The sequence below is a fragment of the Rhodococcus sp. ZPP genome, assembly GCF_017656075.1.
Lineage (GTDB): Bacteria > Actinomycetota > Actinomycetes > Mycobacteriales > Mycobacteriaceae > Rhodococcus_F > Rhodococcus_F oxybenzonivorans.
Genome location: NZ_CP058638.1, coordinates 3,529,846 through 3,548,471, shown reverse-complemented (window position 1 = coordinate 3,548,471; position 18,626 = coordinate 3,529,846). Strand labels below are relative to the sequence as shown.

General features: G+C 66.2%; 17 protein-coding genes. 8 read left to right on the top strand and 9 right to left on the bottom strand.

Features of this window, described 5'->3' with window-relative positions; all coding sequences use genetic code 11:
* Window positions 1-4 precede the first annotated feature (4 nt).
* Window positions 5-772 carry a 5'/3'-nucleotidase SurE gene (locus HYG77_RS16810; protein ID WP_208959963.1) on the bottom strand — a complete coding sequence of 256 codons (768 nt, stop codon included), beginning with the start codon at window positions 770-772 and terminating at the stop codon, window positions 5-7.
* On the bottom strand, window positions 769-1,716 hold the full coding sequence (locus HYG77_RS16805; RefSeq protein ID WP_244372908.1) for a PfkB family carbohydrate kinase: 948 nt from the start codon (window positions 1,714-1,716) through the stop codon (window positions 769-771). Before HYG77_RS16805 ends, HYG77_RS16810 begins: the two co-directional genes overlap by 4 nt.
* Window positions 1,717-1,894: 178 nt before the next feature.
* Between HYG77_RS16805 and HYG77_RS16800 the strand changes: the two genes are divergently transcribed.
* Window positions 1,895-2,689, top strand: a complete 795-nt coding sequence (locus HYG77_RS16800; RefSeq protein WP_208959962.1) for an LLM class F420-dependent oxidoreductase — start codon at window positions 1,895-1,897, stop codon at window positions 2,687-2,689.
* A gap of 68 nt (window positions 2,690-2,757) precedes the next feature.
* Here the strand turns inward: HYG77_RS16800 and HYG77_RS16795 are convergent, their stop codons facing one another.
* Window positions 2,758-3,972, bottom strand: coding sequence for an acetyl-CoA C-acetyltransferase (locus tag HYG77_RS16795; protein WP_208959961.1), 1,215 nt, complete (start codon window positions 3,970-3,972; stop codon window positions 2,758-2,760).
* A 290-nt stretch (window positions 3,973-4,262) separates the two neighbouring features.
* Here HYG77_RS16795 and HYG77_RS16790 point away from each other — a divergent pair, with 290 nt between their 5' ends.
* Both HYG77_RS16790 and HYG77_RS16785 read left to right on the top strand, forming a co-directional pair.
* Complete coding sequence (locus tag HYG77_RS16790) at window positions 4,263-6,077, top strand: ABC transporter substrate-binding protein/permease (RefSeq protein ID WP_208959960.1); 1,815 nt, start codon at window positions 4,263-4,265, stop codon at window positions 6,075-6,077.
* Window positions 6,078-6,081: 4 nt separating this feature from the next.
* A complete protein-coding gene (locus HYG77_RS16785) occupies window positions 6,082-6,807 on the top strand; it encodes an amino acid ABC transporter ATP-binding protein (RefSeq protein ID WP_208959959.1) in 726 nt (241 codons plus the stop codon).
* A gap of 13 nt (window positions 6,808-6,820) precedes the next feature.
* Here the strand turns inward: HYG77_RS16785 and HYG77_RS16780 are convergent, their stop codons facing one another.
* Window positions 6,821-7,504, bottom strand: coding sequence for a FadR/GntR family transcriptional regulator (locus HYG77_RS16780; protein ID WP_208959958.1), 684 nt, complete (start codon window positions 7,502-7,504; stop codon window positions 6,821-6,823).
* 77 nt (window positions 7,505-7,581) lie between these two features.
* Here HYG77_RS16780 and HYG77_RS16775 point away from each other — a divergent pair, with 77 nt between their 5' ends.
* From HYG77_RS16775 to HYG77_RS16765, 3 genes are read left to right on the top strand one after another with little or no spacing between them, the layout of a single operon-like run.
* Window positions 7,582-8,334 (top strand): (Fe-S)-binding protein, encoded by a 753-nt coding sequence (locus HYG77_RS16775; RefSeq protein WP_208959957.1) that lies wholly within the window; start codon window positions 7,582-7,584, stop codon window positions 8,332-8,334.
* Window positions 8,331-9,809: a LutB/LldF family L-lactate oxidation iron-sulfur protein gene (locus HYG77_RS16770; protein WP_208959956.1), complete on the top strand. Its 1,479-nt coding sequence runs from the start codon at window positions 8,331-8,333 to the stop codon at window positions 9,807-9,809. The genes HYG77_RS16775 and HYG77_RS16770 overlap by 4 nt, the downstream gene beginning before the upstream one ends.
* Window positions 9,809-10,420, top strand: a complete 612-nt coding sequence (locus HYG77_RS16765) for a lactate utilization protein C (protein ID WP_208959955.1) — start codon at window positions 9,809-9,811, stop codon at window positions 10,418-10,420. The genes HYG77_RS16770 and HYG77_RS16765 overlap by 1 nt, the downstream gene beginning before the upstream one ends.
* Window positions 10,421-10,461: 41 nt before the next feature.
* Here the strand turns inward: HYG77_RS16765 and HYG77_RS16760 are convergent, their stop codons facing one another.
* Both HYG77_RS16760 and HYG77_RS16755 read right to left on the bottom strand, forming a co-directional pair.
* Complete coding sequence (locus HYG77_RS16760) at window positions 10,462-11,283, bottom strand: alpha/beta hydrolase (protein ID WP_208963415.1); 822 nt, start codon at window positions 11,281-11,283, stop codon at window positions 10,462-10,464.
* Entirely contained in the window at window positions 11,280-12,296 is a 1,017-nt protein-coding gene (locus HYG77_RS16755; RefSeq protein WP_208959954.1) for a PHP domain-containing protein, read from the bottom strand. Before HYG77_RS16755 ends, HYG77_RS16760 begins: the two co-directional genes overlap by 4 nt.
* 154 nt (window positions 12,297-12,450) lie before the next feature.
* Between HYG77_RS16755 and HYG77_RS16750 the strand changes: the two genes are divergently transcribed.
* Window positions 12,451-14,520: a PhoX family phosphatase gene (locus HYG77_RS16750; protein ID WP_208959953.1), complete on the top strand. Its 2,070-nt coding sequence runs from the start codon at window positions 12,451-12,453 to the stop codon at window positions 14,518-14,520.
* 58 nt (window positions 14,521-14,578) lie between these two features.
* Here HYG77_RS16750 and HYG77_RS16745 read toward each other — a convergent pair whose 3' ends face one another.
* The 3 genes from HYG77_RS16745 to HYG77_RS16735 form a co-directional block, all read right to left on the bottom strand.
* Window positions 14,579-15,325, bottom strand: coding sequence for a glycoside hydrolase family 25 protein (locus tag HYG77_RS16745; protein ID WP_109334643.1), 747 nt, complete (start codon window positions 15,323-15,325; stop codon window positions 14,579-14,581).
* Between the two features lie 73 nt (window positions 15,326-15,398).
* On the bottom strand, window positions 15,399-16,736 hold the full coding sequence (locus HYG77_RS16740; protein ID WP_159922797.1) for a glycogen debranching protein: 1,338 nt from the start codon (window positions 16,734-16,736) through the stop codon (window positions 15,399-15,401).
* A 44-nt stretch (window positions 16,737-16,780) separates the two neighbouring features.
* Window positions 16,781-18,211, bottom strand: a complete 1,431-nt coding sequence (locus tag HYG77_RS16735; RefSeq protein ID WP_208959952.1) for an amino acid permease — start codon at window positions 18,209-18,211, stop codon at window positions 16,781-16,783.
* Between the two features lie 177 nt (window positions 18,212-18,388).
* Between HYG77_RS16735 and HYG77_RS16730 the strand changes: the two genes are divergently transcribed.
* Complete coding sequence (locus tag HYG77_RS16730; RefSeq protein ID WP_208959951.1) at window positions 18,389-18,595, top strand: heavy metal-associated domain-containing protein; 207 nt, start codon at window positions 18,389-18,391, stop codon at window positions 18,593-18,595.
* Window positions 18,596-18,626: the final 31 nt, after the last annotated feature.

The following is an 18,626-nucleotide window of genomic DNA, read 5'->3' as shown; positions in this document are numbered from 1 at the left end:
CCGGTCAGCGTGTCCAGTTCAACGTGCTGATGTCCACGTCGACCGCCTCGAAAGGTGCCCTGAGCGCGGTCGCGCTCGCCCAACCACGAACGAGGACACCGGCATCGGTCTCCTCGGAATCCTCGTTGTCGTCGGCGTGAATTTCGGCGAACGTGACGGTCACGAACCCGTCGTCCGCTTCACCGACGTTCGCCTGGACGGCACCGAATGCCGCGAGCGGGGCCGGGCGCAGCCCCTTCAACTCGTCGAGCGGAATGTCCGGTGCGTTCACATTCAGCACCGTGCCCGCGGTGCCGTTCTCGACGATCCAGTCCAACGCCTGCCGGCACACGACTTCGGCGGTGTCCCAATGCGTGGGGTTCGACGTGGCCAGCGACACCGCCAACGCCAGCGTGCCGTGCGTGGCGCCCGTCAGCGCCGCCCCGACCGTGCCCGAATGCAGAATCGCGTGACCAGTGTTGGGGCCGTGATTGATTCCCGACAGCACGATGTCCGGTGGCGGCCCGAACGCACCGCTCGTCGCCACGAAACTGATCAGCGCGGGGGACGCTTCCACCGCATGGACCGCCACCCCGGGAAGGTCCGGGAATTCCCGCCTCGACATCCGCAGCCGGCCGTTGCTTTCCAACGCGGTCAGCGACGCGCTCGCTCCACTGCGCTCCTCGTGCGGTGCCGCGACCACCACGTCGAGTCCGGCGGCGAACGCCAGGCGGGCGAGCAGGGAAATACCGTGACTGTCCACGCCGTCGTCATTGGTGACCAGAGCCCTCACTGCTTCTGACCCTTCGGCTCGGTCATCCGCCGCACCCGAATGTTCTCCACCATCTTCGCGATCAGGTCCGGTTGTCCCGTCGCGAGACCACGGCGCGTCACGTTCACAGCGCCGGCTGCGGCGCCGAACTGCAATGCGTCGTTCATCGATTTGCCGCGGGCCAAGGCTGCGGCGATACCGGCGGTCATCGAGTCTCCGGCACCCCGGTGGTCGACGATATTCATGGGCGGAATCAGCACCTCCCAGATGTCGCCGTCGACGAGGGCCATCGCCGGATCTCCTGCTCGTGAGACGACGACGTGGTCGGCTCCTTCCGCCGCAAGGGCACGCATCGCTTCGGCTAGATCCTCCGGCTTCTCCGACTGCGCGTGCCCGTCCTCGATGAGATCTTCATGGCTCACCTTCAGTACAGTCAGGCCACCCTCGAGGGCCGCCGTCATCGTGGGACCGGACAGGTCGGCAACCACCGGAACCTTCAACGCCCGAAGATCTCCCACCAACCGGGTGTAAATCTCCGGGGGCACCACGTTGTTCTCGTGTGGGCCGCCGAGCACCGCGACATCCGCTGTGATTCCCTCGGCCAGCGACCCGCCGAACAGGTCGTCGACCTCGTGCCGAGACAGGACACGTGGGCGGACCTCGGCCAGCGGCTTCCGATCACCCCCACGGCGGTCGTGTACATAGGACCCGTTCTCACCGGCCGTGGAAATCGCGCGGACCTTTATACCTTCACGCTCGATGAGGGACTGGAGGATGCCCCCCGTCTCCCCACCGAACACCCCGCACAACGTGACGTCGAGGCCGAGCGTCGCCGCCATCCTGGCAATCCATACCCCCTGTCCACCGGCGTGCACGTGCAGTTCGGTGCTCTCGTCCGGGGCGGCTTCGATCGTCACCGTCAGCAAGGGCGACGGTGCGAATACGAAGGCGGACACAGCGCTCATCGGGTCGAACCTCATCTCGGTCGTCAACGGTCTGGCCTGCCGTCAAGTACCCGGGAGTTGACCGGTTCACACGGAGTCGGTGGCCGTACCCCGTCGAGGCGAGCAAGATGGATTCGTAAACGACCTGCACGCACGGGCCCTCGACACAGGGCCGCCGCACTCATTCGAGGAGCCACGTATGACCCGTTCAGTTCGAATCGGTGTCCAGATTCAGCCGCAACACGCGCCCGACTACGGACTGATTCGCGACGCCGTTCTGCGGGCCGAAGACGCCGGCGTCGACATCGTCTTCAACTGGGACCACTTCTACCCGCTGTACGGCGACCCGGCCGGTGCCCACTTCGAATGCTGGACGATGCTCGGAGCATTCGCCGAACAGACGGAACGAGTGGAAATCGGCGCCCTCGTCACCTGCGCCGGCTACCGCAACCCGGACCTGCTCGCCGACATGGCCCGCACCGTCGACCACATCAGCGGGGGACGGCTGATCCTCGGGATCGGTTCCGGATGGTTCGAGCGCGACTACGACGAATACGGGTACGACTTCGGCACCAAGGGGTCGCGGCTGGACCTGCTGGCCGAGTACTTGCCGCGGATCACCGCCCGGTTCGGCAAGCTCGAACCCGCGCCCACGCGGCACATCCCGATCCTCATCGGGGGCGGCGGCGAGAAGAAGACACTGCCCCTCGTCGCACAGTACGGCGACATCTGGCACAGCTTCAGCGACATCGAAACCCACGCGCGGAAGTCGGGCATCCTCGCCGACCGCTGCGCCGACCACGGTCGCAACCCCGACACCATTGCGCACTCCACGTCCTGGCCGGGCTCGGACGAAGCCGCCGCCTACGTCGACGCCGGGGTCACACTGTTCACCGTCGGCACCAGCGGACCCGACTTCGACCTCACCGAACTGAAGGAAGCCATCGCGTGGCGGGACGAGAACACCCCGCCGCCGTTGTCGGGCCTCGCATAGGCGCTCCGCGCCCGTGAGTGGTTAACGAGTCTCTGCACTCGTTAACCACTCACGGGCGGCGCAGCCGCCTACAGCCGTTCGAGGACCATGGCCATGCCCTGGCCACCACCGACGCACATGGTTTCGACACCGAACTGCTTGTCGCTGGACTGCAGGTTGTTCAGCAGGGTCGCGGTGATCCGGGCACCGGTCATGCCGAACGGGTGACCGAGGGCGATCGCACCGCCGGAGACGTTGAGTTTGTCCTCATCGATGCCGAGTTCCCGCGCCGACCCGAGGACCTGCACCGCGAACGCCTCGTTGATCTCGAACAGGTCGATGTCGGAGATACCCATCCCGGCGATGGCCAGGGCCCGCTTGGTGGCCTCGATCGGGCCCAGCCCCATGATCTCCGGCGAGAGCCCGGACACCCCGGTCGACACGATCCGCGCCAGCGGGGTCAACCCCAGCTCCTTGGCCTTGGTGTCGGACATGATCACCAGGGCGGCGGCGCCGTCGTTGAGCGGGCACGCGTTGCCGGCGGTCACGGTGCCGTCCGGCCGGAACACCGGCTTGAGCTGCGACACGGCCTCGTAGGTGGTGCCGGCGCGGGGGCCGTCGTCCTTCGACACGACGGTGCCGTCGGGCAGCGTCACCGGGGTGATCTCCCGCTCGAAGAAACCGCTGTTGATGGCCGCCTCCGCCCGGTTCTGCGAGCGCACCGCCCACCGGTCCTGCTCCTCGCGGGTGATGCCGGTGATCTGGGCGACGTTCTCCGCGGTCTGGCCCATCGCGATGTAGGTGTCGGGGACGAGCCCTTCCTCGCGGGGGTCGACCCACTGCTGGCCGCCCTGGGCGAGCTTCTCGGTGCGGGCCTGGGCGTCGGCGTAGAGCGGGTTCTGGGTGTCGGGCAGCGAGTCGGAGCTGCCCTTGATGAACCGGGACACCGTCTCGACACCGGCGGAAATGAACACATCACCCTCGCCGGCCTTGATCGCGTGCAGCGCCATGCGGGTGGTCTGCAGCGACGAGGAACAGTAGCGGGTGATGGTGGTGCCGGGAATGAAGTCGTAGCCCAACTGCACGGCGACGTTGCGGCCCATGTTGAAGCCCTGCTCGCCGCCGGGCAGCCCGCAACCCAGGATCAGGTCGTTGATGTCGGTGGGGTCGAGGGCGGGGACCTTGTCCAGGGCAGCCTGCACCATCTGCGCGGCCAGGTCGTCCGGGCGCATGCCCTTGAGCGACCCCTTCATGGCGCGACCGATCGGGGAACGGGCGATGGAAACGATGACGGCCTCGGGCATGCGGAACTCCTACGATTCGATTCTAAGCGTCTGCTTATTTTCTAAGCGTTTGCATATATTGACTGTCGGGCTCATATCCTGTCAAGGTCTGCGGCCCGTGCGCCTTTCTGGTTTGTCAGCAGCTGTCGCGGGTCTGACGGCCGGATTCACGGGTCGCGCGCGCTGCCCGCCGTGCTTCGTCCATCGTCGTCACTCCTCTTGTATGTATGCCAAACGAGAGGAGTGACGGGCGTCGCTCACGCGTCTTCCGACCCCGCTCGTCAGCCACCGCCGGGGTTACGCTGCTCACCATGTTTTCTTCCGTGGGAGCGAAGATCCGTGTGGTGGTGGCATTGTTGCTGACCGCCCTGATGGCGCTGACCCTGTCGTCGTGTTCGAGCGACAGCAGTTCTTCGGGGGCGGCGCCACAGGATCTGTGTGCGCCACCGGGAGTCGGCGCCGCGACCGCTGCGCCCACCAACCTGGACGCATCGGCGGGCGCCGGCGCGGAAGATCGCTACACCACGCCCGATGTCACCCCGCTGAACCAGATCGATACGTCGAAGCTGAACCTCATCACCCCCGGCGTTCTGACAGTGGGCACGCTGTCGGACGCACCCCCGAGCATCTGCGTGAACGCCGAGAACCAGTTCACGGGATACGACAACGAACTCCTGAAGGCCGTCGCGGCGAAGCTCGGTCTGCGCGTCGACTTCGTCGGCACCGAATTCGCCGGACTCCTCGCGCAGGTGTCGGGGCGACGGTTCGACGTGGGATCGTCCTCGATCACGACGACGGACGAGCGGCGTAATACCGTCGGCTTCACCAACGGCTACGACTTCGGCTATTTCTCCCTCGTCGTCCCCAACGGCGGACCCATCAAGGGCTTTGACGACCTGAACGCGTCCACCCGCATCGGCGTCGTGCAGGGCACCGTGCAGGACGACTACGTCGTCAACACACTGAAGCTCGACCCGGTGAAGTTCCCCGACTACGCCACGGCGTACGCGAACCTGAAGTCGGGGCAGATCGACGCATGGGTGGCGCCGTCGCAGCAGGCGGAAGGTGCCATCGCTCCGGGGGATCCGACGTCGATCGCGCAGAACACGTTCAGCGTCAACAACTTCGTCGGGTGGGCTGTCGCGAAGGAGAACCAGCCTCTGGTCGACGCGCTGAACTCCGGTCTCGACGCGACCATCGAGGACGGCACGTGGGCGGAACTGTATTCGGACTGGGTGCCTCGCGAACTGCCCGAGGGATGGAAGCCCGGCAGCAAGGCGGCGCCGATGCCGGACCTGCCGGACTTCGCGGCGCTCGCCGCCGAGAACATCGAAACCGACGCCGAGACCCCGGTGAACGAACCGAAGTCGACACTGGCACAGCTGAAGGACACGTTCTTCGACTGGGACCTGTACGCGCGGGCATTCCCCGATCTACTGAAAACCGGCCTGCCGAACACCCTGATTCTCGCGTTGGCGTCCGGCATCGTCGGCACCGTGCTGGGCATGCTGCTCGCGATGGCCGGAATCTCCCGCACGCGGTGGCTGCGGTGGCCGGCTCGGGTCTACACCGACGTGTTCCGCGGGCTTCCCGCCGTGGTGATCATCCTCATCGTCGGGCTCGGTGCGGGACCGGTGGTGAGAGGCCTCACCGGAAACAACCCGTACTGGCTGGGGGCCGCCGCACTGTCGCTGCTGGCGTCCGCCTACATCGGTGAGATTTTCCGGTCAGGAATCCAGAGCGTCGAACCGGGGCAGCTCGAGGCCGCCCGGGCCCTGGGTTTCAGTTACCGCAAGTCGATGACGCTGGTGGTGATCCCCCAAGGTGTGCGGCGGGTGCTGCCCGCACTGATGAACCAGTTCATCTCCCTCATCAAGGACTCGTCGCTCATCTACTTCCTCGGCCTGCTCGTCACGCAGCGCGAATTGTTCGCCGTGGGACGCGATCTCAACGCGCAAACCGGAAACCTGTCGCCCCTCGTCGCAGCCGGCCTGTTCTATCTCGCCATGACGATTCCGCTGACACACCTCGTCAACTACATCGACCACCGTCTGCGCACCGGCCGCGCCGACACGTCCGGCACGCTCGATCCGGTGGAACAGTCCATCGTCGTGGAAAGGGGATAAGGCGATGGCCGTCTCTCTCACTGGCACCAACCTGCACCTCGCGTTCGGCACCAACAAGGTGCTCCGCGGCGTCGACATCCACGTCGACGCCGGGGACACCGTCACCGTGATCGGCCCGTCCGGTTCCGGAAAGTCCACCCTGCTCCGAGTGCTCAACCGGCTGCACGAACCCAATCAGGGCGATATTTTGATCGACGGCAAGTCGGTGCTGAAAGACAACCCGGACACGCTGCGGCAGCAGATCGGCATGGTGTTCCAGCAGTTCAACCTGTTCCCGCACAAGACCGTCGTCGACAACATCGCACTCGGCCCACGCAAGCTCAAAGGCCTGTCCAAGGAGGAGGCGCGGACGCTGGCGCTCGAACAGCTCGAGCTCGTCGGACTGGCGCACAAGGCCGATTCGCGGCCGGGCAACCTGTCCGGCGGTCAGCAACAGCGGGTCGCGATCGCCCGGGCGCTGGCCATGAAACCCGAGGTGATGTTCTTCGACGAGGCCACCTCCGCGCTCGACCCCGAACTGGTGAAGGGGGTCCTCGCGTTGATGGCCGACCTTGCCAAGGGCGGCATGACCATGGTCGTGGTCACCCACGAGATGGGCTTTGCCCGTGAGGTGTCGGACACGGTGCTGTTCATGGACCACGGTGCTGTGGTCGAGACCGGTACGCCGGAGCAGCTTTTCGACAAACCGCAGACCGAGAGACTGCAGCAGTTCCTGTCCCAGGTGCTGTAGGCCGCTGCGCCGCCTATCGAATCAGCCCGTAGAACCCCTCGATGTGTTCGCGGACGAGGGTGGACGCCTTGGTGCCGTGCCCGCGGCGTAGGGCGGCGACGATGGCGCGGTGCTCGCAGCGCAGGTTCTGCGCGACCTCGTTCCAGTCGTCGAGCTGCGGAACGGCTTGCAAGACGTAGCCGGAAATCGATTCGCGGAGCGAGACCATCATGGCCTCGACGAGGACGTTACCTGCGAGCGCGGCCATCGCGACGTGCAGATCGGCGTCGAGCCGGTGGAAGGCCTCCGGCGTCAAGGTTTCGCCGTCCATGGCGTCGAGCAGTGCATCGAGCCCCTGCAGGTCGAGTTCGCCTGCCCGTTCGGCAGCCTCCTGCACCGCCCACGACTCCAGCAGGATGCGAGTCTGGACGACGTCACGGATCGGCAGCGTGTGCGTCGCCATATGCAGTCGCAGGGCCACTCCGATGGACGCGGCCGGATCTGCCGCCACGATTGCCCCCGAGTCCGGACCCGAACCCACCGCCGTGCGGACGATGCCCATCGCTTCGAGCACTCGGATGGCCTCCCGGACGGAGGAGCGGCCGACCCCGAGCTCTTCGGCGAGCGCACGTTCGGCGGGCAATCGGTCGCCGACCACGAGTTTTCCGTCCGCCAGATCCCGCTCGATCCGCTGCAGGACCACCTCGTGTGTACGCACAGTCGGAGTTTACCTGGTGTGGTCTGACCACAGTGCGCTACTGTGGTCAGACCACAGCCCAGCCGGTTGGAGGACCGATGAAGATCGCCTTGTTCGCCACATGCCTGGCGGATGCCCTGTTTCCCGACTGCGCCACCGCCACGGTCCGGCTGCTCGAACGCCTCGGCCACCAGGTGGTGTTTCCGCCGAAGCAGACGTGTTGCGGGCAGATGCACGTCAACACCGGTTACCAGGCGGAGGCGCTTCCGCTGGTCCGCCATCACGTCGAGGCGTTCGAGAGCGAATCCTGGGATGTGGCGGTCGCACCGTCCGGTTCGTGTGTCGGATCCGTCCGTCATCAGCATGCAATGGTGGCGCGACGCTACGGTGACGAGTCCCTCGCCTCGCGTGCCGAGGATCTCGCTGCCCGCACCTACGAGCTGTCGGAGCTGCTGGTCGACGTTCTGGGTGTCATTGACGTCGGCGCCTACTACCCGCATCGCGTCACCTACCACCCCACCTGCCACTCGCTCCGGATGTTGCGGGTAGGCGATAAACCCCTGCAACTGCTCCGCGCGGTTCGCGGAATGAGGCTGATCGAGCTTCCCGCCGCCGATTCCTGTTGCGGTTTCGGCGGAACCTTCGCCCTGAAGAATTCCGACACCTCGACGGCCATGCTCGCCGACAAGATGGGCAACGTGCTCCGCACCGGCGCCGAAGTGTGCAGCGCCGGCGACTCGTCCTGCCTGATGCACATCGGCGGCGGACTGTCCCGGCTACGCAGCGGAGTGCGCACCGTCCACCTCGCCGAGATCCTGGCGAGCACCGAGAAGATCGGGAGCAACGCATGACCACGTTCCTCGGCTCACCCACCTTCCATGCGGGCACCGGAAACATCCGGGGCACAGAATCTTTCCCCGACGCGGCGCGAAAGTCACTCGCTGATACCCAGTTGCGCGCCAACCTGGGGGCGGCAACCACCACCATCCGAAACAAGCGGATCGCCGCGGTTGCCGAGGTCGACGATTGGGAGGAGCTGCGCCGAGCGGGCAGTGCACTGAAGGCGCAGGTGATGTCCCGGCTGCCGGAACTGTTGGTGCAATTCGAGGAAAACGTCACCGCTCGTGGGGGAACCGTCCACTGGGCGCGCGACTCGGAAGAGGCCAATCGGATCATCACCGACCTCGTCCGGGCCACCGGATCCGACGAGGTCGTGAAGGTCAAGTCGATGGCCACCCAGGAGACGGGCCTGAACGAGTACCTCGAGGTGAACGGGATCGCGGCGATCGAGACGGACCTCGCCGAGCTCATCGTGCAACTCGGACACGACAAGCCGAGTCACATCCTGGTCCCCGCAATCCACCGGAATCGCGCTGAAATCCGGGAGATCTTCGTGAAGTCGATGCCAGACATCGATGCCGGCATCACCGACGATCCGCGGGCGCTGGCAATGGCCGCGCGGGCACACCTTCGACGAAAGTTCCTCTCCGCCAAGGTGGCGATCAGTGGCGCGAACTTCGGTGTCGCCGAGACTGGGACGCTAGCGGTGGTGGAATCGGAGGGCAACGGACGGATGTGCCTCACCCTCCCCGACACCCTGATCACGCTGATGGGCATCGAGAAGCTGGTGCCCGCGTTCACCGACCTCGAAGTCTTCATGCAACTGCTTCCCCGCTCCTCGACGGCCGAACGCATGAATCCCTACACCTCCATGTGGACCGGCGTTCATCCCGGTGACGGACCGCAGAACTTCCACGTCGTCCTGCTCGACAACGGTCGCACCAACGTCCTCGCCGACGATGTGGGACGCTCAGCTCTGCACTGCATTCGGTGCAGCGCCTGCCTGAACGTGTGCCCCGTCTACGAGCGAGCGGGCGGCCACGCGTACGGCTCCGTCTATCCCGGGCCGATCGGCGCGATCCTCAGCCCGCAACTCACCGGCACCACCGGCCACGACGACCCCAATGCCTCACTGCCCTATGCGTCGACACTGTGCGGTGCGTGCTTCGACGCGTGCCCCGTACGCATCGACATCCCGAGCATCCTGGTGCATCTGCGGGCCGAGCAAGTCGATTCGGAACGGCACGGCCTCCCCGGCGGGCAGGACCTCGCGATGAAGGCCGCCGGCTTCGTGATGGGATCCGAGAAGCGGTTCGCCGCTGCCGAGACGGCGTCCAGGATCGGCCGGGTGCTCGGCGGGAAGAAGGGACGCATCACGTCGCTGCCGTACCCGGGATCGAAGTGGACGTCGAGCCGAGACCTTCCCTCCCCACCGAAGGAAACCTTCCGGCAGTGGTGGGCCCGCACCCACGAGGACACCGAATAATGGACGCCCGCAACGCTATACTGGCCAGGATCCGATCGGCGATCGCTGATGCACCCACTCCCGAACCCGTGCCCCGCGACTATCACCGGAAGCCGATGTCCGGTCCCGGAGACGTCGAGAAGTTCGCCCACACCGTCGACGACTACCGCGCCCAGGTCCATCGCGCCGACGAGAGCACGGTCGCCGAGGTCGTCACCGGGTTGATCGCGGAAGGGGCGCGCGCCGTCGTCCCACCGGATCTGCCGGAGTCGTGGCGACCACGACGTGGCGTCGTCGTCGACGGTGCACCCGCGGAGTTGTCGACACTCGAACTCGACGCGATAGAGGTCGTCGTCACCGGGTGCACTCTGGGCATCGCGGCCACCGGGACAATTGTTCTCGACGGCGGCGTCGGTCAAGGCAGACGGGCACTGACCCTGGTCCCCGATCACCACATCTGCATCATCCGCGCCGACCAGATCGTCGACACCGTGCCGCAAGCCTTCCACGCCCTAGACCCGACCAGGCCGCTCACGTTCATCAGCGGCCCCAGCGCCACCAGCGACATCGAGCTCAACCGCGTCGAAGGCGTCCACGGCCCCCGCACCCTGGACGTCGTGATCGTGCGCTAACGCCTGTGCGTGGCCGGCGAGTCCAGAGACTCGTTAACCACTCACGGGGCGCGGAGCGCCCTCTCGGCGAGGGCCACGGTGGCGTCGACGATGGTGGCACCGCCGAACATCACGGCGTCGTTGTGCCCCACGCCTGGCAGTGCCACCCGCTCGACCGGTCCGCGGGCGGCGTCGGCGACCCGTTCGCTGTGGTCGGGAGGCACGATGGTGTCGGCCGTCCCGTAGACCACGGTGGTGGGCACGTCGACTCGTGCCACCGACTCCGCGACCGGGAATCGGTCGCGCAGCAGCAACCGGACCGGCAGGAACGGGTAGTGCCGGGCCCCGAGCGAGGCCAGGTCGACGAACGGTGATCGCAGCAGCATCCCCGCCGGCGGATACTCGGTGGCGAGTTCGGTGACCACACCGGTGCCCAAGCTTTCACCGAAGTACAGCAACCGCTCGCGGGGCACCCGGCGCTCGTCGACGAGGTGCCGGTAGGCCGCACGGACGTCGAGTGCCAGTCCTTTCTCGCTGGGCTCACCCGGGTTGCCGCCGTACCCGCGGTAGTCGAAGAGCAGGGTGGCGAAACCGGCGTCCGCCAGGTCGGACGCCAGCAATGCCCGATCCGCCCTGTTACCCGCATTCCCGTTGGCGACGAGCACGGTCATCTCCCGGCTCGCACCGACCGGAGGCACGTACCAGGCGCCCAGCTCGAGGCCGTCCGACGTCGTCAGTGTGACGTCCTCGGCGCGGATGAACAGCTGTAGGGCCGATGGCACCGGGGAGGCGTCGGGGAAGTAGATCAGCTTTCGCTGCAACGCCCACATGGCAGCGATCAGCAACGCGGCGACCGTGAGCGCAATGAGCAGGCCACGAGTCAGTGCCGGTGGTGTGAGCCGGTCCACGCCAGCAGCTCGGTCACGGGCAGAGTGTTGATCACGTTCGCCGGCTCGACGCCGCGTTCGGCGGCGCGTTCACAGGCGTAGCCCTGCCACGCGAGCTGACCGGTGCAGTGGGCGTCGGTGTCGACGGAGAACAGGCAGCCGCTCGCGAGCGCGAGATCGATCAGGCGGCCGGGCGGATCCCGCCGCTCGGGCCGGGCATTGATCTCCACCGCTGTGCCGTGCTCGCGGCACGCGTCGAATACTTTCTCCGCATCGAACTTCGATTCGGGCCGCGTGCCCCTGTTTCCCGCGACGAGTCTTCCGGTGCAATGCCCTAGAACATCGACGTGTGGGGATTTGACCGCCTGCACCATCCGCTTCGTCATCGTGGCGCGGTCGCTGTCGAGGTGGGAGTGCACACTGGCGACGACGACATCGAGGTCCGCGAGCAGATCGTCGTCCTGGTCGAGGGACCCGTCGTCGAGGATGTCGACCTCGATGCCGGTGAGGACGCGGAACGGCGCGAGTTCGGCATTCAATTCGGCGATCACGCTCAACTGGGCGAGCAGGCGCTCCGACGTCAGTCCGTTGGCGGCCGTCAGTCGCGCCGAGTGATCGGTCAGCGCGCAGTACTCGTGCCCCAGGGTGGCCGCCCGGCGCATCATTTCCTTGATCGGGCACCGGCCGTCCGACCAGTCCGAATGCGTGTGCAGGTCGCCGCGGAGGGCGTCGAGTAATTCCATGCCGCCGAGTCCGATCGGCTCGGCGGAACTCCGCAGGTACGTGAGATAGGGCGGCACCGACTCCGCGCACTCCCGGATGATCGCGGCAGCTTCGGCCCCGACGTCGGGTAGCGACTTCCAGTTGTCGTTCTGCTGGGCGGCTCGCTCCCGGGCCGACAGATTCGCGACCACGTCCGCGGCCCGCCGGAAAGCGGCAATCCGGTATGTCTCGGCACGTGAGCGCTCGAGCCAGAACGCTATTTCCCGCAGCGCCTCCACCGGGTCCATCTCTCCATGGTGCACGGCCGACAGGCCGTCCGCCAGACGTAGAAGCAACGACTTAGGGTCGCCTCGTTCGTCGCCCGTTCACGCAGGTGTTCCCTTTCCCTTGTTTACGACTTCTACGGTGCCGAAGTTATTCCACTTCTAATCGGGAGCCACGGTGAGCTTGAAACCCCTCGCACTGTTCGTCACCCACGACGGCGTGTCGTCGCGCGCCGCCGTCACCTGCCAGTACAAGTGCGGCAACGCCTGCTCCCACGACGTGCCCAACGATTCGCAGGGTGAGTACTTCCGCGACATCGCCCGTGCGGCACTCTCCCGGCGGGGCGTCCTGCGCGGTGCCGGGATGGCGGTGCTCGCCGTGGGTGCGGGCAGTGCGCTCGCAGCATGTTCGACCGACTCGGACAGCGGCAGTAGTTCGAGCACAGGGGGCTCGGACAATGCCGCGCCGAACGGCACGAACTTCACGGCCGTGGCCCCGAACACCGAGGACGCCGTCGTCGTTCCCGAGGGATACGAGCAGGCGGTCGTGATCGGCTGGGGTGACCCGGTCCTCGCCGGCGCCCCCGCATTCGACTTCGACAATCAGACCGCGGCCGCGCAGGCGCAACAGTTCGGATACAACAACGACTTCGCCGGACTCCTCCCCGTCGACGGCCAGCCCGACACGTTCCTGTTGGTGGTCAATCACGAGTACAGCAGCGAGCCGTTCATGTTCAAGGGGTATGACGCCGACAATCCATCTCCCGAACAATTCCAGATCGCACTCGCCGCCCATGGACTGTCCGTGCTGCAGGTGAAAGGTCAGAGCGGCTCCGGCAAGCTCACTCCCGGTTTCGGACCCTACAACCGGCGCATCACCGCGACCACCGAGTTCGTCGTCACCGGGCCCGCGGCCGGCAGCGACTTCCTGAAGACGTCTGCCGATCCGACGGGCACCAGGGTCCTCGGCACCCTCAACAACTGCTCCGGCGGCCTCACGCCATGGGGCACGGTGCTGTCGGGTGAGGAGAACTTCAACCAGTACTTCGCGAACGCCGAACTGGTCACCGACCCGGTCGTCGCCGCGCGCTTGAAGCGTTACGGCCTGGAAGGTGCTGCCTCCGAACGTAAGTGGGAGCGTTCCGACCGCCGTTTCGACCTGACGCAGGACCCCAACGAGGTGAACCGCTTCGGGTACGTCGTCGAGGTGAATCCCTGGGATGCCGCGTCCGCGCCGGTCAAGCACACCGCACTCGGCCGGTTCAAGCACGAGGCCGCGACCATCCACGTCACCGACGACGGCACCGTGGTCGCCTACAGCGGGGACGACGAGCGTTTCGACTACATGTACAAGTTCGTTTCCAGCCGAAAGATGATGGAAGGCAACAGCCAGGCGGCCGTGCGCCACAACATGACATTGCTCGACGCCGGCACACTGTACGTCGCCAAGTTCACCGGCAACTCCCCGGACGAGGTCGACGGCTCCGGCACGCTGCCGTCGAGCGGTTCCTTCGACGGCACCGGCGAGTGGATTCCGTTGCTCCGCACTGGCGAAGACGGCAGGGGCGAGTCCCTCGTCGACGGCATGAGCGCCGAGGAGGTCGCGGTTTTCACCCGCGAGGCCGGCGACAAGGTCGGTGCCACCAAGATGGACCGCCCCGAGGACTTCGAGCCGAACCCGAAGACCGGCAAGGTGTATGTGGCGCTGACCAACAACACCAAGCGAGGCGTCGACGGCGCTGCCGCCGCCGACGAGGCGAATCCCCGCAACAACAACAAGAACGGCCAGGTTCTCGAGCTCACCGACGACCACGCCGGCACGTCGTTCACCTGGAATCTGCTGCTCGTCTGCGGCGACCCGAAAGAAGCCGACACCTACTTCGGCGGGTTCGACAAGGCGAAGGTCAGCCCCATCTCGTGCCCCGACAACCTGGCGTTCGACACGCACGGCAATCTGTGGATCTCCACCGACGGCAACGCGCTGAAGTCGAACGACGGACTGTTCAGCGTCACCCTCGACGGCGCGAACCGCGGCGAAACCAAACAGTTCCTGTCGGTGCCGAAGGGCGCCGAGACGTGCGGGCCGATCATCGACGAGGATCGAGTGGTCGTGTGCGTGCAGCACCCGGGTGAATCCGACGACGCCAGCGCCGACAACCCCGCCTCACACTGGCCCGACGGCGGAAGTTCGCAGCCGCGTCCCGCTGTCGTCGCCGTCTGGAAGTCGGGCGGCCGGATCGGCGCCTGACCCGGTCGGTTGACCCCGGGCGGCTCACCGAGCGCCCCGGGGTCAACCGACAGGTGGCCTAACTGCCGAACGGCGACGCGCTGTTGGAGTACCGGGCGAAGTCGCCCTGCGCTCCGCTGTAGACGTTGAGGTCGACGTTGCCGTTGACACCGGGAATGCGGCCGGTGCTGGTGTACTGCCAGAAGCTCCACGTGTTCCAGCCGCCCGGAAGCGGTCCGGGGGCGTTCTGCCCGTTGTAATCGGCGATCCACAGGGGATACCCGGCGAATTCGTGGGTGTCGGCCATCGCCGTGCGCCAGAAGTTGGGATACGTGTAGATGATCGGCTGACGTCCGGTGAGCGCCCGCACCGTGTTCAGGTAGCGGTGCGTCCAGTCGATCAACGCGGCGGGCGGTAACCCACCGGAATGCTCGATGTCCAGAACCGGTGGCATGTCGCCGGGGCCGTTGATGCCCAGCACCACCGTCGAATAGAAGGCGGCCTGCGCTTCCGGTGACTGAGTGGGGTCGGCGTAGTGATAAGCGCCGCGGGACACTCCGGCCACCCGCATGGCCAGACAGTCCTGCACGAAGAACGGATTGACGTAGTTCAAGCTCTCGGTGGCCTTCACCATTGCGAAGTCGTGGCCGGCGTTGCGGACGGCGAACCAGTCGATCGGCGAACCGCCCGGATGTTGCCAGGATGCGACGTCGGGCCCCCTGACGGGTTCGGCGGCGGCAATCCCCGGCACCGCTGCTGCAACAGCCCCCGCGACGAGAATTGGTGCGATTTTGGACAGCTTTCGGACGTTCTCCCCGATATCCATGCGCCCGAGGTTAGCGCTTCGCGCCTGTGAGTACTTGTTAACCGCGGAGTGTTAATAAGTACTCACAGGCGGGTCAGCCCAACCAGTCCAGCACCGCGGCGGCGGTCCACGACTGCTGCATGCTGCCCAGGGGTTCGCCCGTGAACGGTTCGTAGTACTCGGCGAAGCTGCCGTCGCTGGCCTGTCGCAAGCCTTCGGATCGGAGCATGTGCGAGCGTTCCGCCCACCCGCGCCGTGCGAAAGCCCATGAGAACAGCCAGGTCATCACCGGCCACACCGGACCGCGCCAGTATTCACGGGACCGGAAGTCGCGCGACACCGGGGATGTCGACGGCGGCACCGCATACCGGAGATCGGGGTGTCCGCAGAATTTCGGGCCCTCGAAGGTGCGCAGCAGGGCTCGTTCGGCGTCCCGGCTCAAACCGCCGCACAGCAGCGGCGAGAACATGGCGAGGGTTTCGGTGGAAATCCACTTTCCGCTCCGCAGGTCGAAGTCCCGTGCGGCGCCGGATCGTTCGTCGGTGGTGGTGAGCACGCCCTGGCGGAAGCGTCCGGCCCAGCCGTGCAGCTCCCGCACGTCGGAATTCGGCATCGAGTGCTCCTCACCGATGGTGGCGAGGACTTCGCATGCCATCGAGAAGACCGCGCTGACGAACACGTCCTCCACGGCGAAACTCATGGCGGTGGCCAGTTCTTCGTCATCGTAGCGGACGCTCTTCATCTCCTCGAGCAGCCACAGGTACCGGTCGTACTCGCCGTTGGACGGACGCTGCGACGTATCCGCGACGACGGTCAGATCCTCGCGCAAGTACTTCGGCATCGTCCCGGTCACCACGTTGGCGTACGAGAGGTCCCAGCGCGGCGAGTTGTCCATGCCCGACTCCCAGCCGTGGAACAGGGCGATCCGGCCGTTACCGTCGAGGTCACGCGCGTGGGCCAGCCATCGGTGCCAGCGGACGAGGTCGGGCCAGCGACGGTCGAGGAATTCCTCGGCCACGGCGCGGGTGGTGCGCCCGTGCCGGCGTGAATGGTCGAGGATGCGCTGCACGGCGATGGCATGGACCGGTGGTTGCGTGATGCCGGACGTCTGCGGCCCGTTGGGGGCGTGCGCCGCGAGCGTCGCGGTCTCCCACCTGGCCGGCCCGGGAAAGTAACCGTCCACCCCGTTAGCGAACACGATGTGCGGAATCATCCCGTTCTTCCATTGCGCCGACAGCAGGGTGTCGAGTTCGACTACGGCTCGTTCGACGCTCAGCGGCGCCAAACCGACAGCAACGAACGCGGCGTCCCAGCTCCACATGTGCGGGTAGAGGCGGGGCGCCGCGCTGGTCATCGTGCCCAGGTCGTTGCCGCGAAGCAGATACGCAGCACGCGCTGCGAGCTGTGTCGGGGTGAATCCGGGGTCCGCCATCGCACCATTGTGCTGCGGGTTCCGTCGGATTGCGCGCCGTCGGGCTATGAAGCCGGCGACACCGGTTCGTTGGACTCGAGTTTCGAGTGCGTCCGGGAGTAGAAGAAGTACACGAGGAGGCCGAGAATCAGCCAGATTCCGAATCGCAGCCAGGTCTCCCAGGGGAGTGAGAGGATGAGCCACCCGGAGAAGACCACACCGATGATCGGCACCACCGGCATGAACGGCAACCGGAAGGAGCGGGGCACCTCGGGGCGGGTATGCCGTAGGACGGCCACTGCGATGCAGACGACGATGAAGGCCGACAGGATGCCGATGTTGGTCAGCTCGGCCACCGTGTTGATGGGCAGGAAGCCGGCCATCAATGCGGAGCCGACGCCCACGATCCAGGTGACCCGAGTGGGCACCTTCCGCACCGGATGGGTCTTGGCGAACCATTCGGGCAGCAGACCGTCCCGGCTCATCGCGAACCACACCCGGGTCACGCCGAGCATGAAGGTGAGCACCACGGTGATGATGCCGACGATGGCGCCGACGGCGATGATGTTCGCGACTCCGGGCATCCCGACGGATTCGAATGCGGTGGAGAAGCCGCTGTCAGGGCTGATCTCGGTGTACTTCTGCATTCCAGTGAGTACCAGGGTCGCGAGCACGTACAGGGCCATGGCGATGCCGAGCGAGTACAGGATCGCCTTGGGCAGATGCTTCTTCGCTTCCTTCGACTCCTCGGCGGCGGTGCTCATCGCGTCGTAGCCGAAGACGGCGAAGAACACGGTCGCCGCTCCGGTCATCACTGCGGCGGTGCCGAACGGAAAGTAGGGGGTGTAGTTGGCGCTGTCGATGTGGAACACGCCGAGCACGATGATCAGCACGACGAGCGCCACCTTGATCGCGACCGCGACCGTCTCGAATCGCCCTACACTCTTGATGCCACGGGAGAGCACCCAGGCCGTGCCTAGGCAGAACAACGCGGCGAAGACGTCGAAGACGTGACCGTCACCGGTGCCGAGTGCGCCCATCATCCAGTCGGGCAGGGATATGCCGATCTGCTCGAGTAGGAACCGGAAGTACCCGGACACGCCGATCGCGACAACCGCGGCGACCGCCACGTACTCGAGGAGCAGATCCCAGCCGATGAACCAGCCGACTATTTCACCGAGGGCGACGTACCCGTAGGTGTAGGCGGAGCCGGCCTTGGGGATCATGCCCGCGAATTCGGCGTAACAGAGCGCGGCGGCGGCGCTGGCGATTCCCGCGATCAGGAAGGAAATCAACACGGCCGGCCCGGTCACCGAGTGCGCGACGGATCCGGCGAGGGAGAACACCCCGGCACCGATGATGCCGCCCACCCCGATCGCGGTGAGCTGCCACAACCCGAGCGATTTGGCGAGTCGCTCGTCGGCAGGCGTGTCCTCCTCGATCTCCTCGAGCGGTTTGCGGCGCAGCAGTTGGGTTCGCAACGTGACGAGTGACATCGCCGGCTTCCTTTCCCGGTGGCGCGAGACGCAGGTGAGAACAACTCAATACCTTCCGCGACCGACGTGTGACGGAAAACGCCGAACCCGGCGATACGGGACCTTGCGCAAATACCTTAGGGGGGTATGGTAGCTACCAGAGTCGGACATCGAGAGCCCAGAGAGAAAGGCACATCCGTGAGCACTTCGACCGTGATCGTCACCGGCATGACCTGCAACCATTGCGTCGCGTCGGTGAGCGAAGAAATCGGCGCCATTCCCGGAGTCACCTCCGTAGACGTCGACCTCGCCACCGGCAAGGTCGTCATCGACAGCACCACCGACCTCGATCCGCGCGCCGTCACCGACGCCGTAGAAGAGGCCGGATATTCCGTGGCCGGCTGAGTCGCCGCCCACCTGTCCGCAGGAGTAACCA

Excerpts from the sequence above, each read along its gene's own strand:
- HYG77_RS16805 (WP_244372908.1), bottom strand. The coding sequence starts at position 1,716 with ATGAGCGCTGTGTCCGCCTTCGTATTCGCACCGTCGCCCTTGCTGACG.
- HYG77_RS16800 (WP_208959962.1), top strand. The coding sequence starts at position 1,895 with ATGACCCGTTCAGTTCGAATCGGTGTCCAGATTCAGCCGCAACACGCG.
- HYG77_RS16795 (WP_208959961.1), bottom strand. The coding sequence starts at position 3,972 with ATGCCCGAGGCCGTCATCGTTTCCATCGCCCGTTCCCCGATCGGTCGC.
- HYG77_RS16790 (WP_208959960.1), top strand. The coding sequence starts at position 4,263 with ATGTTTTCTTCCGTGGGAGCGAAGATCCGTGTGGTGGTGGCATTGTTG.
- HYG77_RS16785 (WP_208959959.1), top strand. The coding sequence starts at position 6,082 with ATGGCCGTCTCTCTCACTGGCACCAACCTGCACCTCGCGTTCGGCACC.
- HYG77_RS16775 (WP_208959957.1), top strand. The coding sequence starts at position 7,582 with ATGAAGATCGCCTTGTTCGCCACATGCCTGGCGGATGCCCTGTTTCCC.
- HYG77_RS16770 (WP_208959956.1), top strand. The coding sequence starts at position 8,331 with ATGACCACGTTCCTCGGCTCACCCACCTTCCATGCGGGCACCGGAAAC.
- HYG77_RS16765 (WP_208959955.1), top strand. The coding sequence starts at position 9,809 with ATGGACGCCCGCAACGCTATACTGGCCAGGATCCGATCGGCGATCGCT.
- HYG77_RS16755 (WP_208959954.1), bottom strand. The coding sequence starts at position 12,296 with ATGGACCCGGTGGAGGCGCTGCGGGAAATAGCGTTCTGGCTCGAGCGC.
- HYG77_RS16745 (WP_109334643.1), bottom strand. The coding sequence starts at position 15,325 with ATGGATATCGGGGAGAACGTCCGAAAGCTGTCCAAAATCGCACCAATT.
- HYG77_RS16740 (WP_159922797.1), bottom strand. The coding sequence starts at position 16,736 with ATGGCGGACCCCGGATTCACCCCGACACAGCTCGCAGCGCGTGCTGCG.
- HYG77_RS16735 (WP_208959952.1), bottom strand. The coding sequence starts at position 18,211 with ATGTCACTCGTCACGTTGCGAACCCAACTGCTGCGCCGCAAACCGCTC.